Consider the following 14,836-nt stretch of genomic DNA (forward strand, 5'->3'; position numbering starts at 1 on the left):
CTCTGATCTTAACGGCCGAGCTTCAGCCTGATTTTTTGCTGTGATTTTCCGCCGAAGCAAACCCCTGAATTGATCTTTTTTCATGCTCAAATTTATAAGAATAATTTCTTAATTAACTATCAGGCATGACTTATGCATACATCAGTCATCAGCACCGCGCTACGACACGTGAGAGAAGGGAAGAATGAAAACCTACGTTAGCTTCAAAAATATTCAAAAAACCTACGATGGCGATCGTCTGGTGGTCAAAAATCTGAATCTGGATATTCAGGAAGGCGAGTTTCTGACCATGCTGGGCCCGTCCGGCTCCGGCAAAACCACCAGCCTGATGATGCTGGCCGGGTTTGAAACGCCGACACAGGGCGAAATTCTGCTGCGTGACACGCCGCTGCACAACCTGCCGCCGCACCAGCGCGGTATCGGCATGGTGTTTCAGAACTATGCGCTGTTCCCGCACATGACGGTGGCGGAAAACCTGGCGTTTCCGCTCTCCATTCGTCGCATGAACCGCAGCGATATCAAAGACAAAGTGGATCGGGTGCTGGACCGCGTCAAACTGACCAATCTGGCCGATCGTTACCCGGCGCAGATGTCCGGCGGTCAGCAACAGCGCGTGGCGCTGGCCAGAGCGCTGGTGTTCGAGCCGCGTCTGGTACTGATGGATGAACCGCTGGGCGCGCTGGACAAGCAGTTGCGCGAGCACATGCAGTTGGAAATCAAGGAGCTACACCGGGCGCTGGAACTCACCGTGGTGTACGTCACCCACGATCAGAGCGAAGCCATGACCATGTCGGACCGGGTCGCGGTCTTCAACGACGGGATTATTCAGCAGATGGACAGCCCCAGCGACATTTACGAACGCCCGCAGAATGCCTTCGTGGCGCAGTTTATCGGCGAAAACAACACGCTGATTGGCACCCAGTCCGGCGGCGACGGCGACTACTATCAGGCTCAGTTGGATGACGGCACCGAATTACGCGCGCTGAAAGTCCGCCCCAGCTCGCCGGGTAGGAAAATCCATTTGTGTATTCGCCCGGAGCGGGTACGGGTCAACGCCAGCGTGCTGCCGGACGGCGCACAACAGGTCAGAGCCCGTATCCAGCAATTTATCTATCTCGGCGATCATGTGCGCATGATGACCGAGGTTGCCGGTCAACCGCAGTTTATGGTGAAACTGCCGGCCAGCGACGTTAACCCGGACTGGCAAATCGGCAGCGAAATCAATCTGTCCTGGCAGCCGGAACACCTGCGCGCGCTGGATGCAGTCACGACGCACTGATGATGGCGACAAACGTTGCCACCGGTTAAGCCGACGTCAATAATAAAGCACTAACGCTTGCCGCCCGAGGCCATGCCGGCGCAGACACTGCGCGGATGGCCGTCGGCGTTAGGTTTAACCGCTGTCCGCCATATACCGGACGCAATACACGGAGCCTTATCTATGCCACATGTTGCCATCAAGTATTTCCCCCGCAATCTGCCGGAAACCGTCAAACAGGATTTGGCAAACGAAATCAGCGAATTGCTCAAGAAGTACCTGAACGCGGAAGACAAGTCGATCTCGGTTGCCCTGACGGAAATCGCGCCGGAGCGCTGGAAAGACGCGGTTTACGATATCGAAATCGGGCCGGAACTGGCTAATCTCACCAAAAAGCCGGGATATACGATGTAACGTCAACGCCCGCATGCACGCCGGTGACAACAGGCTGATATTGCCTTACCGATAGCGGTGCTGAACGGCTTTCATTACCCTGTGTATACCCAAAATAATTCGAGTTGCAGGCCAACACGTTAAGTTGAGTTGGCCCTTTAGGACAAGGCTCATGATCAGTCTTGTCACGGCGATTACTCGTGCATCTAACACGCGTTCTTTGGTTATTCGGCTGCCCATCAACCAAACAATGCGGCGAGAAAACAACGCCATCACCGTGCCAAGATAAGACGTTGAGCGACGTCTGCAACCATCCCTGACCTGACCGTATACCCGACCATGAATATGGCTCATGTTGTAATGAAATTAAGTCGCTTTCCCTCGCCCATCAACTCTGGCATAAAATATGCTAAATTAACTTGTCAGCAACATGAAGACCACCAAATGACAAAATAAAGTCATTTAACATCAACACTTTAACCGGGTTTTCATATCAAGCATCAGGAAAAAAGAACGCGATGACTAAAAATTTTACATTTACGATTAAAAGCAGTTGCTTCGATGAGAACTATAACCCCTCCGAAAATACGCGTATCACGACTAACTTTGCGAATTTGGCCAGAGGAACGAGCCGCCAGGAGAACTTACGCAATACATTAGTGATGATTGACAATCGCTTCAATACATTGGCGTATTGGGATAACCCCAAAGGTGACCGTTATTCCGTCGAACTTGAAATCATTTCTGTTGATATGCACATTGCCGACAATAACGCCACCTTCCCGGCAATTGAAATTTTGAAAACAAACATCATTGATAAAAAAACAAACCAACGGATTGAAGGTATTGTAGGTAATAACTTCTCGTCTTACGTGCGTGATTATGATTTTAGTGTGTTGTTGTTAGAGCATAATAATCGTCAATCCGAATTTAGCATTCCCGATAACTTTGGCGATTTGCATGGGAATATATTTAAATATTTCGTCAATTCGCAGGAATACAAAGACAAATTTAGCAAGCGGCCGGTAATATGCTTAAGTGTTTCCAGCAAAGAAACCTATCATAGAACGGGAAACCAGCATCCTGTATTGGGCATCGAGTACCAGCCAAATGGTTCTTCTTTAACCGAACAGTATTTCGAAAAAATGGGGCTACAGGTTCGCTACTTTATGCCACAAAATAGTGTGGCGCCTTTGGCTTTTTATTTCTTTGGTGATTTACTGAGTGATTACACGGATCTTGAGCTTATCAGTACCATCAGCACGATGGAGACGTTCCAAAAAATCTACCGCCCTGAGATTTACAATGCGAACTCCGCTGCCGGGCAATACTATTGCCCCAACCTGAATCATCATGATCATTCATTAACAAAAATTGTTTATGATCGGGAAGAGCGCAGCCAGTTGGCCATTAAGCAAGGGAAGTTTACTGAAGAGCACTTCATCAAACCGTACAAAAATATTCTTGAGCAATGGTCGGCTCATTACGCGCGCTAATTCACCAAAAATATAAGGTCACCTGCTATGAAAACATTGCTACCTACCTCGACTGCCGGCAGTTTACCCAAGCCTTCCTGGCTCGCCGAGCCGGAGAAACTGTGGTCCCCCTGGAAATTACAAAACGACGAGTTGATTGAGGGGAAAAAAGATGCATTAAGCTTGTCGCTGTTTGATCAACTGCGTGCAGGTATTGATATTGTCAGCGATGGCGAACAAACACGCCAACACTTTGTCACCACGTTTATTGAACACCTTAGCGGCGTGGATTTTGAGAAACGTGAAGTGGTTAAAATTCGTAATCGCTATGACGCGAGCGTACCGACAGTGGTCGGTGCGGTGGCGCGTCAAAAACCCGTGTTTGTTGAAGATGCTAAATTCTTACGTCAACTCACCAAGCAACCCATTAAATGGGCCTTGCCAGGGCCGATGACGATGATTGATACGCTCTATGATAACCACTACAAAAGCCGCGAAAAGCTCGCCTGGGAATTCGCAAAAATACTCAATCAGGAAGCGAAAGAATTAGAGGCTGCAGGTGTCGATATCATCCAGTTTGATGAGCCCGCATTTAATGTTTTCTTTGATGAAGTGAATGACTGGGGGATCGCCGCGTTAGAAAAAGCCATTGAAGGGCTGAAATGTGAAACGGCTGTACATATTTGCTATGGCTATGGCATCAAGGCCAATACCGATTGGAAAAAGACGCTGGGGTCAGAGTGGCGGCAATATGAAGAAGCGTTTCCCAAACTGCAAACATCGACTATCGATATCATCTCGCTGGAATGCCATAACTCGCGTGTTCCAATGGATCTGCTTGAGCTGATTCGCGGTAAAAAAGTCATGGTAGGGGCCATTGATGTGGCAACCAATACGATAGAGACACCAGAGGAAGTCGCCGATACGTTACGAAAAGCACTCCAATTTGTCGATGCCGACAAGCTCTATCCTTCGACCAACTGCGGAATGGCCCCCTTATCTCGTCGGGTAGCCACAGGCAAACTCAATGCGTTAAGTGCAGGCGCAGACATCATCCGCAGAGAGCTCTCTGCTCAATAACACCACGGCATTGTCGATCATTAAAAAACTCAGTCCGTGTCAGGCGATCTGATCAATCGCCAAATAACCTGAACCACCAACCGGACTGAGCAATACCGAACATTGCGCAATTACTGATGAAGAACGGCTAACTTATATGATGCCGTAAACCAGTAGCGAAACAAAACCACCGGCGGCCGGCGGAGTAAACCGGGCCGCCCTTTGACTGTCGTAAAGCGTGATATAGCGTGCTGACACATCGCCGCCAATCCGGCTTTTAGACCATACCATTATTCCCATGACGCAAGAATGCCGGTCGCTGATTCAAGCGCGTAAACCACGCGTCAATGGCAGGGACTTCAGGGTGGGGAAACGGTGTCATTTTCCAGCGATTCACCGACAGCCCGAGCACCACATCGGCCAGCGTAAACGTCTCACCTGCCGCCCATGCGCCGGTGCGCTGGAGTTGTTGTTCAAGAATACCAATACAGTGATTCCACTCTTTAATGCCTGCGGCAATCGCGTTTTGATCGTTATAGGCCGGGTTCTTACGCGCCAGGGCCGGGAAGACATAACGCCAGGCGTTGTTAAACTCGGTCGCCTGCCAGTCCATCCAGTGCTCGACGTTAGCGCACGCCTGCGCTTCGTTGGGGAGCAAGTCATCGCGCCCGGCTTTGCGCGCCAGATAGCGGCAAATCGAATTCGATTCCCACAGCACGAATTCATCGTCAATCAACACGGGCACCATGGCGTTTGGGTTCATAGCGCGAAATGCATCGGTTTCCGTCGAGGCAAACCCGCTACCGTAATCTTCCTGAACATAATCCAGCCCCACTTCCTCGCAGGTCCAGAGCACTTTGCGCACATTTATTGACGTCGTTTTGCCAAGTATTTTAAGCATACTTCGAATGTCCTTCCGCGTGATTAATCTTTTAAAAACAATACACCAACCTAATATCTTCTTGCTACTGGCAACAGAGCACTGACATGGTTGCGTCGCATTCGTGAGCTTATGCTTTTATGGCACAGGGCTGCCTTCGGGAGGTGCATAACCCGGGCTGTCATGAGCGTGAAGCAGACATATGGCAACAATAACCGTAATCCAGACCTATTAAATGACATGGCCCAGGCTGAATTTATTCGGAGTTTCCGGACTGGGTCTATGAATTTCATTCATTGCGCCTAGTTAATGGGCGTAATTATCTTTCCCCCCAACTTCGTTAATCTGGGCACATCACGTTACCAGGCGCAACGAATATTAAGCCGGTAAGTGGATAGTCGCGGCGGGACCATATAACGGCCAGCCTGCAAGGCTGGCCAGGGTATCAGTAGAACGGATTAAATATTTTGATCGAAGAATGTATCTAATTTTTTCATCGCCTGATCAACGTAACGAGGTACCCAGTAGGTTTCGATATGCGTTGCGCCATCAATCAGGAACAGTTGTTTATTCTTCGTACCGGTGGCCTTTTTGAATGCGCTTTCGGTCATGTAAAGCGAGTCAGCTTTAGTACCGGCCATCATTAGCAGCGGCTGATTGATGAGATCAATATTGCTTTGCGCATCAAAGCTCATCAAATCAAGCAGGCTGCTTGTGGTGTAGCGGAACGTTGAGTTCGGGTGAGCATGCGTTTTCCAGTAATACTCGTAACCCTGACGGTACAAATCGTACGGAAGTTTCGCGATTTGTTCATCTGTCAGGTTGGCGTCTCCGGAATAGCTGACCTCACCGGTGGTGACTTCTTTGGCGCGCGCATCACTTGCCTGTTTCAAACGCTCCTGAATAGTGGAAATCTGCGAGTCCTGATAACCATTGCGGCGCACGAGCCCGGAATCAAACATGCTCAGCGTCGCCAGCGCTTTAAAGCGCTTATCCGTCTGGGCGGCTTTTAATGAATAGCCACCGCCGCCGCAGATGCCCAGCAAGCCGATGCGGGCGGTATCAACCCCTGGGTACTGGCTGATGTAGTCAGCCATACCGTGAATATCCTCAATGCGATTGGCAGGCTTATCAACGCTACGAGGCATGCCGCCACTGGCCCCCTGATAAGCCGCATCGGCGGTAATAGTGATATATCCGTGCTCGGCCAGACGCTGAGCATATAACCCGGCGACCTGCTCTTTTACGCCGCCATTCGGATGCGCAACCACAACCGCAGGGTATTTTTTCGCGGGGTCGTAGTTGGCTGGCGTGTAGACATTCGCGGCAATCTGGATGCCATGCAGATCGTATTTCACCGGATGAATGTTGACCTTGCCTTTGACGTTCTCGGTGATGGCACCGTCGTAGACGAGGGTAAATGGATTCTTTTTATAGTCAGCAGCATTAACCGAGGTAACTCCGGCCATTGCCGTAAGCAACATTGCACTTAACAGCGTGAATTTCATGGTCTCTCCCGATGAGTGACGGCCTGTCCATGCAGGCTCGTGATATCGAATATGCAGGCTCAGATTAGGGAGTGAGGGCTGTCAGCCTCGTGACAGGCGAATAACATTTTTGTCAGGAAGCCACTGTGCGGCAGGCAATGGTTTCTGACAACGCTGTCAGGTAACCGTCAGCTTTATGTTGGTAATCAAGGGGCAGAATGCGCTCAGATTAAATGAGGTTCATGTTCAATTTACTGAGAAAAGGAATGATCCATGAAAAGTCAACACAACCCGGCGATGCCCGAGCGACGTAAGTTATTAGTTGCCGGGGCGGGTATCGCCGCAGCATCACTGATTCCTCATGCTTCAGCAACGGGGAAATCCTCTCAGGGTGATGCCTCCAGACAAGGCAGCCAACGCTCAGCCTCACCGGGTAAACGTAAACTAGGCAGCCTTGACGTTTCTGCCGTGGGTCTGGGTGTCCAGAACATGAGCCGTAAATACGACACGTCTGTCCCGTGGCGTCCCGAAATGGTGAGCATTATCCGTCGGGCATTTGATGAGGGCGTGACGCTTTTTGATGCTGCTGAAGCTTATGGTCCCTTTGAGGTGGAGAAGATCCTGGGTGAAGGCGTCGCCCCTTTTCGGGACAAAATAGTTATCGCCACTAAATTTGGCTGGAACATCGATCAGCAGACGGGTAAGCGCCTGCCGGGCCTCAATAGCCGACCGGAGCATATCAGACTGGTCGTCGAAAATATGCTCAAACGCCTGCGTACCGATCGCATCGATTTGCTGTATCAGCACCGGGTGGATCCTCAGGTTCCGATCGAAGATGTCGCCGGTGTGATTAAGGATTTAATGGATCAGGGAAAAGTCCTGCACTGGGGTCTGTCAGAAATGGGGATTAATACGTTAAGACGAGCTCATGCGGTATTACCCGTCACAGCCGTACAAAGTGAATATTCCATGCTCTGGCGAGGCCCTGAAAAGCATGTGCTTTCGACATGCGAAGAGCTGGGGATAGGGTTTGTGCCATGGAGCCCATTGGGCGTGCAGTTTTTAACGGGCTGGATTGATGAGAATACCCGATTCGCTGTCGGTGATTTCCGCGCGACAGAAACTCGCTTCTCGCCTGACAACCGCCAGCACAACTTACAGTTAGTGGCATTACTGAAAACCTGGGCGGTAAGAAAAAATGCCGCACCGGGCCAGATTGCGCTGGCATGGTTACTGGCTCGCAAACCCTGGATTGTCCCGATCCCGGGCACCACAAACAAAGATCATATGCTGCAAAACACGGCCGCCGCACGGATCTCACTGACGTCTAGCGAAATGACCGAACTCACCCGTTCACTGGATGCCATCACTATTCAGGGTCAACGGTTGCCGGATGCGGTACAGGTTTATTCAGATGTAGACGCTCCGTTGAAAAGTTAATGAGGATGTCACGTTATGCGGCTGTTGTTAGTCGAGGATGAGGAAAAAACATCAACCTATCTCAGCCGTGCGCTGGGTGAATCCGGGTTTACAGTAGATGTTTCAGCGGATGGGGCCGAAGGTCTTCATTACGCACTGGAATTCGACTACGACGCGATAATCCTCGATGTAATGTTACCGGGAATGGATGGTTATCGGGTACTGGAAGGCGTACGAGCCAGTAAACAGACCCCTGTATTGATGTTATCTGCACGGGGATCGGTCGACGAGCGCGTCAAAGGGCTTCGGCTTGGCGCTGATGATTATCTCCCTAAACCTTTCTCGCTCATTGAGCTGGTGGCGCGCATTCAGGCGCTGGTGCGTCGCCGCTCAACCGATGGAGCGGATATCACACAACTGCAAATTAACGATCTCCATCTTGATCTGCTGGCTCGTCGGGTATTTCGTGCCGGAACGCGACTGGAACTGACGGCGAAAGAGTTTTCTCTACTGAGCCTTCTGGCCCGTCATCAGGGGGAAATTCTGTCAAAGATGATGATCGCCGAGCAGGTATGGGACATGAATTTCGACAGCGACGCCAATGTGGTTGAAGTCGCCATTAAACGCCTGCGGGCCAAAGTTGATACTCCGTTCGATGTTAAATTGCTGCATACCGTACGCGGTATGGGGTACGTCCTCGAAGTCAGGTGCGAATAAATAAAAGGGATCAGCATGCTTAAGCGCGCCATTTCGGTCCATCTGGCACTGATGTTTGCGTTATCCGCGCTTCTGATTGTTTCCGTCATCGGTATTCTGCTCAGAAGCTCATTGCATGACTCGCTGCAAAAACAGATGCACAACGAGCTGTTATTTCGGGAATCATTAATGAGCTCGTGGATTGCAGCGCGAACCTCGGCTGAGGGCTGGTCTACGCTGGCGAATAAATTTACCGTATTAGCCAATTCTGAAGGTGAGCGCGTTCGCTACTGGATAGTGAGCGATAACCCACGTTTCAGTGTGGGCGGAACGCCGCCTGTGGGTGTTCAGTGGTCTTCTTTGCAGGAAGGTTTTAACAAAATGCCCGGCGCATCGGACGGCGCATGCTCACTTTTTCTGCTGGTGAAAACGATCCCCGCAAACGGCGAAAGGCCTGAGGTGCGCTATGTGGTTGCCATCGACTCCACGCCGTACATGGGGACACTGGATGCGTTCACGCGTACCCTGCTGGTTATTGCCGCGCTGGGTGTGTTTATCGTAGCGCTGCTGGGATATCTAGTCTCAAGAATCGGTCTGCGTCCGGTGGTGGCGCTCAGTAAACAGGCGCAACATCTCGCCCCGGGAGATCATGGACAACGCCTTGATGCCACGGCATTACCCGAAGAATTACAGCAGCTCGCTTCATCATTTAACGGTGTACTGGCGCGTCAGGAGATCGCCTGGCGGCAGCTCGAAAGCTTTAATGCTGATGTAGCCCACGAACTGCGCACTCCTCTCACCAACCTGATTGGTCAAACGCAGTTGGGGCTATCACGCCGACGTTCGTACGATGAGCTGGAAGAGTTACTGGGTTCAAACCTCGAAGAGCTTGAGCGGATGACATCAATCGTTAACGATATGCTTTTCCTGTCCCATGCTCACGCCGGTGAATATGCCTCCCAGCTTATGCTGGTCTCCCTGCGTGAAGAAACGCTTAAAACGGCAGAATATGTTGAGCCCTCCTTTGCTGAAAAACAGCTTACCCTGGACGTTGAAGGCGATGTAACAGCCCATATTGATCGACGGTTATTCCACCGCTCCCTCGCCAATTTACTGGAAAACAGTGCAAGGCATTCGCCCCCCCAAAGTACGATTACCGTTCGATTGAGCGAAAAAAATAATCACGCCTGCGTTGAGGTTTCGAACCCAGGCAATCCCATTGCTCTGGAGCATGTAAACCGGCTTTTTGAACGTTTTTATCGGGTTGACTCCTCCCGGGCCAGGAGCGACACCCATCATGGTCTGGGGTTATCGATCGTACGCGCCGTCGCCATTATGCACCGGGGAGACGTCTTTGCGCGTAGTGAGGACGGTATCAATACGTTTGGGCTGACCTTTGCGATATCACGGAGCTAATTCATTAACCACGTCAGCGACGCTTTTTACGCCCCGGATAGCGCCGATGCCGGTGCCCAGTGAGATATAGCCTTCGTCGGTATTTCCTTCGAGCATACCGATCCGCAAACCGCGTAGACCGCCCATCGTTTTGCCAAGCTCTTCGTTACTGGCGCCCGCTTTGTCCATCTGCACCAGTTTCTCGGCCAGCTTGCCGGGCAGCGAGCGATAGTAGTCGGGCTGCGTGCGGAAAAGCAGCATATCCAGTCCGTCGGAATCGACGATCTTGTCTTTTACCGACTGGGGTACGCGGCTTTCTTCCGTGCTGATGAATACGGAACCTGCGAAGACCCCGCTTGCCCCTAAGGCATGAGCCGCTCTGGCGGTACGGCTATCGGTGATCCCCCCCGCCGCCAGCACAGGAGCATGTTGAACAGCATCGGCGATCAGCGGGACGATGGAAAACGTGCCCAGGGCCTTTCCTGGTAACGTTCCGCCTTCGTCAAAACCGGTGGCGACAATAATATCCGCCCCTGCGGCTTCGGCGAGGCGGGTGTTTTCGGGGGAGGGATTGATGTCGCGATAGATGATGCTGATGCCCGCGTCTTTCAGTTCGTCAAACAGCCCGGGGATTATCGAGCCTTCGCTATAGCCGGTATAAACAACCACCCTCACCCCTTCTTCCTTAATCACCTGCAATATTGGCAGGGTCCATACGTCATTCTCCGGCATTGGGATCAGGTTAACGCCAAAAGGTTTTTCGGTAAGTGCTTTGGTTTTACGAATTTCTTCGCGCATTTTTTCAGCGGTTTCTTCCGGTGTGAATACGGCGGTTTCAGCCGTTAGACCTGCGTTTGGTCCCAGAACGCCCAAGCCCCCGGCATTGCTGACAGCGGCGACCAAACGGGCGTCGGTAAGCCAGGATAATGGCCCCTGGATGACGGGTTTTTCAATGCCCAAAATCTGGCAGATACGGTTCTTTTGATTTTGCATCGCGGAATTTCCTTAAAAGAGACTCAGACCATCGGATGAGGCCGTCTTAATATTGCTTTTACGTTTCATAGTGCTTTTACGTTTCGAAATGATGCTGCGGGGCAGCTCAGCTTCGGAATGCGGAGAGTGTAGGACGCAAGATTATTTGGAAAAATAGCAGATATAGTTCATCACTATTATAAAATGAGTAACAATAACGCTATCCGATTTCTTCTGAGCCGCTTTTCTTCCCCTGTAAAAGAAGCCCGCTATGCAAATTAATCTTTTTGAATCAATTAAGATTTTTATCGAAATTATCGAATCCGGCAGCCTTACCCAGGCGGCAGAAAACTTGCAACTCCACCGTCCTGCCGTGACCAAAGCGTTGCAGCAGCTGGAGCAACACAGCGGCGTTCGTTTAATGCAGCGAACCACTCGCCGAATTTACCTGACGCCTGATGGCGAAGAATTTTATCGCCGCAGCAAACCCTTACTGGTGCAGGCGGATGACCTACTGGAGTCATTCGCCCCAGAACGCGCACTGCACGGGCAACTGCGTGTAGATATGCCAATCGCTTTCGCAACGTTACTGATCGTACCCAACCTGCCTGATTTTTACCGCGAAAACCCCGGTATCGAGATCATTCTGAGCTGTTCTGACCTCCGCCGGGATATGCTGCATGATGGCCTGGATTGTGTGCTGCGCGTGGGGGAACTGGAAGATGGAGAGTATATCGCCCGGCCGATGGGCAATATAAAAATGACGACCTGCGCAAGCCCGGCTTATCTTGCCGCTTATGGTAAGCCCGACACGCTGGAATCGCTGAAACAGCATCAGGCTGTAAACTGGATTAACAGCAGCAATCGCCGGATTATGCCGTGGATATTTCAGACCGCATCGGGAACAGAGGAAATACAACTGCCCGGCAAGCTGGTACTGGACAACACAGAAGCCTATACCGCCGCGGGTCTTGCCGGGCTGGGGCTTCTGCAGGGGATGACCTTCTTTTTACAGCCTTATCTCGACAGTGGCAGTCTGGTGGAAGTTTTACCAGACTATCCCGCTCCGGATCGCAAATTGTCGCTGCTTTATCCGCACCGTCACCTCTCACGCAAAGTACGCGTGTTTGCTGAGTGGTTAGAACAACTGCTTTAAAAACCAGAGTTATAGCAATGGTATTTGCCACCGAGGGGCCTCCCTGGCCCTGCCAATTTCCGGCCCAACTGACAAAATTGTCAGGGGGTCGTCAGCCTGACGACATGTCACCCTGATTAGAATCATTGCAGGCTATTCCCTTCATCGACGAAAAGGATGCTTTGCATGACCGGAAAAATACGTTACTTCGGGCTGTTACTACCCCTCTTCACTTTTTCATCCTGGGCGGTGGCGCAAAATGTCCCCGTTCATATTACCCCCGCCGGAAGTCAGAACGCGGTATATGGGCCAGCGGAGAATTTTACCGGACGCATCCGGGTAGATCCGCTGTTCAAGCCTGATAAGGACATGCGTGTTTCGGGGGCTTACGTCACTTTTGAGCCAGGTGCTCGCTCCGCCTGGCATACGCACCCAGCAGGTCAGCGGCTTATTGTGACCTCCGGCGTAGGGCTGACCCAGCAGGAAGGCCAGCCGGTACAGATAATTCGTTCTGGTGATGTCGTGTCATGCCCCCCTGGTGTCAAACACTGGCATGGTGCAGCCTCTGGCAGCGCCATGACGCACCTGGCGATAACCGGGATCGTGGATGGGAAAAGCGTTAACTGGATGGAGAAAGTGACTGATGAACAATACCACGCCCATTAAGGCATTCACGGTAGCAGCATTGCTGATCGTTGGTTACAGCCTCACGGCAAATGCGGCGACAGTAACGCAAGGAGTCACCGCAATGAATCAGGAACAAACCGTTGCAGATACATTGTCCGCACGCCAGCAGGCTATCCCTTTGATTGCGGCGTATATGGCAAGCAGCCAGATGGAAAAGCTTAATGCCGCGCTTAATCAGGGCCTGGACGCCGGACTCACCATAAACGAAGCCAAAGAAATTCTCGTTCAGCTCTATGCCTATACCGGCTTCCCTCGCAGCCTGAATGCGTTAAATGAACTCATGAAGGTCGTTGAAGCACGTAAACAACGCGGCATCAGCGATGTTGAGGGTAAAGAACCTGTCAACCCTGTTCCCGTCGGCGATGAACTCCGCCGTATTGGCACCGCAAACCAGACCAGAATCTCAGGCGCCCCGGTTCAGGGCCCATTGTTTGATTTCGCTCCGGTCATTAATCAGTTCCTGCAAACACATCTGTTCGGTGACATTTTTGCCCGCGATAACCTCGACTGGCAAAGCCGCGAACTGGCAACGGTCGGCGCATTAGCGGCCACTCCGGGCGTTGAAGCTCAGTTGCTATCGCATACGCGTGCAGGCATGCGGGTCGGCCTGACGGCAGGACAACTGCGCCAGCTGGTACAGGCACTGCGTGAACATGGCGAAAATGATGCCGCAATACGGGCTGAACATGCGCTGCAACAGGCACTGGCTGGCGCAAAATAAAGGGGCCCTATTACTCACGGCGGTTACGGCAAAGGTGACAGCGACGTATTCTTGCCGGCCCTGCTCCGGCAGCACAAGACAGCTGTCGGGTACGCCTGGCAATGGCCCGGCAATGGCGAGACGTGGTTAACAAATCCGGAGGTGATGTGACCGTTACGCATCTGCCGGAGGGGGGGATAAAAGACATTCCACTTCCCGTTCTCCGATCTGAATAATGTTCAGATCGCTGATCTGGTTAGCCGGTTCCTGCAAGAAAAAACCTGCCGTAGTAAAAGAGCCGCAAGCAAGGCTCAAAGAGTATTAATGAACTCTACTAATTAACCCTAGCGAATTTCACCCTCTAATCGAATAAATCACCTTGCGGTATGCTTTTCATACATAACAAGCTGAAGGATAACGTCATGCAAACAGTAACACTGAACAACGGTATTAAAATGCCCCTGCTGGGCTTTGGTGTATTTCAGATGACGGATGCCGCGGAGTGTGAGAGCGCCGTTCTTGATGCCATCGAAACAGGATATCGTCTGATTGATACCGCAGCGTCCTATCAAAATGAGACTCAGGTCGGGAACGCGCTGAAACAAAGCGGCATCGCACGTAACGAACTTTTTATTACCACTAAACTTTGGCTGCAGGATACCAATTACGCAGGTGCTAAAGCACAGTTCGAACGCTCACTGAATCGGCTGCAGCTGGATTATGTCGACCTGTACCTGATTCACCAACCCTATGGCGATGTTCATGGGGCCTGGCGCGCGATGGAAGAACTGCATCAGGCAGGAAAAATTCGCGCGATTGGCGTAAGCAACTTTCATCCCGACAGACTTGCCGATCTTATCGCCTTCAACAAAGTCGTCCCTGCCGTAAATCAGATTGAAGTAAACCCCTTTAACCAGCAACTGCATGCCGTGCCGTGGATGAAAAGCCGCGCAATTCAGCCTGAAGCCTGGGCGCCTTTTGCAGAAGGGAAAAACGGTCTGTTCCAGCATCCGGTATTAACGGCGATTGGTGAGAAGTATGGCAAAAGCGTGGGTCAGGTTGTCCTGCGTTGGATCTTCCAGCGTGGCATCGTTTCGCTGGCAAAATCTGTACGAAAAGCGCGAATGGAAGAGAATATCAACATCCTCGACTTCGAGTTAAGCGCTGACGATATGCTGCAGCTTGCCGCTCTCGATACCGCAACCAGCGCATTCTTCTCGCATCGAGACCCGGCGATGGTGGAATGGCTGACCGGCCGTAAGCTCGACGTTTAAGCCACG

At 51.5% G+C, this 14,836-nt stretch carries 14 protein-coding genes and 1 pseudogene; 12 read left to right on the forward strand and 3 right to left on the reverse strand.

All coding sequences use genetic code 11. The features are described from left to right. Positions 1–184 precede the first annotated feature (184 nt). The 4 genes from DXXMK7_RS11870 (at position 185) to DXXMK7_RS11885 (ending at position 4,206) form a co-directional block, all read left to right on the forward strand. The gene (locus DXXMK7_RS11870; RefSeq protein WP_038658090.1) at positions 185–1,279 is read left to right on the forward strand and encodes an ABC transporter ATP-binding protein; all 1,095 of its coding nucleotides are present in this window, start codon (positions 185–187) and stop codon (positions 1,277–1,279) included. Positions 1,280–1,441: 162 nt separating this feature from the next. Then, positions 1,442–1,672 carry a tautomerase PptA gene (gene pptA / locus DXXMK7_RS11875; protein WP_038919274.1) on the forward strand — a complete coding sequence of 77 codons (231 nt, stop codon included), beginning with the start codon at positions 1,442–1,444 and terminating at the stop codon, positions 1,670–1,672. Positions 1,673–2,169: 497 nt separating this feature from the next. Beyond that, a complete protein-coding gene (locus DXXMK7_RS11880) occupies positions 2,170–3,147 on the forward strand; it encodes a DUF1852 domain-containing protein (protein ID WP_038919276.1) in 978 nt (325 codons plus the stop codon). Between the two features lie 27 nt (positions 3,148–3,174). After that, positions 3,175–4,206: a methionine synthase gene (locus tag DXXMK7_RS11885; protein ID WP_038919277.1), complete on the forward strand. Its 1,032-nt coding sequence runs from the start codon at positions 3,175–3,177 to the stop codon at positions 4,204–4,206. A gap of 256 nt (positions 4,207–4,462) precedes the next feature. On the opposite strand, the gene DXXMK7_RS11890 is transcribed toward DXXMK7_RS11885, so the two are convergent. Both DXXMK7_RS11890 and DXXMK7_RS11895 read right to left on the reverse strand, forming a co-directional pair. Then, positions 4,463–5,086 carry a glutathione S-transferase family protein gene (locus DXXMK7_RS11890; protein ID WP_038919278.1) on the reverse strand — a complete coding sequence of 208 codons (624 nt, stop codon included), beginning with the start codon at positions 5,084–5,086 and terminating at the stop codon, positions 4,463–4,465. Between the two features lie 437 nt (positions 5,087–5,523). Continuing rightward, positions 5,524–6,573 (reverse strand): alpha/beta hydrolase, encoded by a 1,050-nt coding sequence (locus DXXMK7_RS11895; protein WP_038919279.1) that lies wholly within the window; start codon positions 6,571–6,573, stop codon positions 5,524–5,526. A 252-nt stretch (positions 6,574–6,825) separates the two neighbouring features. Here DXXMK7_RS11895 and DXXMK7_RS11900 point away from each other — a divergent pair, with 252 nt between their 5' ends. The 3 genes from DXXMK7_RS11900 to DXXMK7_RS11910 are packed head-to-tail and all read left to right on the forward strand — an operon-like array spanning position 6,826 to position 10,083. Further along, positions 6,826–7,992: an aldo/keto reductase gene (locus DXXMK7_RS11900; RefSeq protein ID WP_193745923.1), complete on the forward strand. Its 1,167-nt coding sequence runs from the start codon at positions 6,826–6,828 to the stop codon at positions 7,990–7,992. Between the two features lie 15 nt (positions 7,993–8,007). After that, positions 8,008–8,688 (forward strand): heavy metal response regulator transcription factor, encoded by a 681-nt coding sequence (locus tag DXXMK7_RS11905; RefSeq protein ID WP_038919281.1) that lies wholly within the window; start codon positions 8,008–8,010, stop codon positions 8,686–8,688. A gap of 15 nt (positions 8,689–8,703) precedes the next feature. Further along, positions 8,704–10,083 carry a heavy metal sensor histidine kinase gene (locus DXXMK7_RS11910; protein ID WP_231348794.1) on the forward strand — a complete coding sequence of 460 codons (1,380 nt, stop codon included), beginning with the start codon at positions 8,704–8,706 and terminating at the stop codon, positions 10,081–10,083. Here the strand turns inward: DXXMK7_RS11910 and DXXMK7_RS11915 are convergent. Then, positions 10,072–11,055 carry a nitronate monooxygenase family protein gene (locus DXXMK7_RS11915; RefSeq protein WP_038919282.1) on the reverse strand — a complete coding sequence of 328 codons (984 nt, stop codon included), beginning with the start codon at positions 11,053–11,055 and terminating at the stop codon, positions 10,072–10,074. The two genes, DXXMK7_RS11910 and DXXMK7_RS11915, sit on opposite strands and share 12 nt — an antisense overlap. 256 nt (positions 11,056–11,311) lie before the next feature. On the opposite strand from DXXMK7_RS11915, the gene DXXMK7_RS11920 reads away from it, so the two are divergent. From DXXMK7_RS11920 to DXXMK7_RS11935, 5 genes and pseudogenes are all read left to right on the forward strand, one after another. Continuing rightward, the gene (locus DXXMK7_RS11920) at positions 11,312–12,190 is read left to right on the forward strand and encodes a LysR family transcriptional regulator (protein ID WP_193745954.1); all 879 of its coding nucleotides are present in this window, start codon (positions 11,312–11,314) and stop codon (positions 12,188–12,190) included. Positions 12,191–12,355: 165 nt separating this feature from the next. Continuing rightward, the gene (locus tag DXXMK7_RS11925; protein ID WP_038919284.1) at positions 12,356–12,835 is read left to right on the forward strand and encodes a cupin domain-containing protein; all 480 of its coding nucleotides are present in this window, start codon (positions 12,356–12,358) and stop codon (positions 12,833–12,835) included. Further along, positions 12,813–13,577: a carboxymuconolactone decarboxylase family protein gene (locus DXXMK7_RS11930; protein ID WP_038919286.1), complete on the forward strand. Its 765-nt coding sequence runs from the start codon at positions 12,813–12,815 to the stop codon at positions 13,575–13,577. Before DXXMK7_RS11925 ends, DXXMK7_RS11930 begins: the two co-directional genes overlap by 23 nt. Positions 13,578–13,648: 71 nt before the next feature. Then, positions 13,649–13,898, forward strand: a pseudogene (locus tag DXXMK7_RS21905) (hypothetical protein); the annotation flags it as partial. A gap of 80 nt (positions 13,899–13,978) precedes the next feature. Next, on the forward strand, positions 13,979–14,830 hold the full coding sequence (locus tag DXXMK7_RS11935) for an aldo/keto reductase (RefSeq protein ID WP_038919287.1): 852 nt from the start codon (positions 13,979–13,981) through the stop codon (positions 14,828–14,830). Positions 14,831–14,836 lie beyond the last annotated feature (6 nt).

The organism is Dickeya sp. MK7 (assembly GCF_000406305.1).
Taxonomy (GTDB): Bacteria; Pseudomonadota; Gammaproteobacteria; order Enterobacterales; family Enterobacteriaceae; genus Dickeya; species Dickeya fangzhongdai.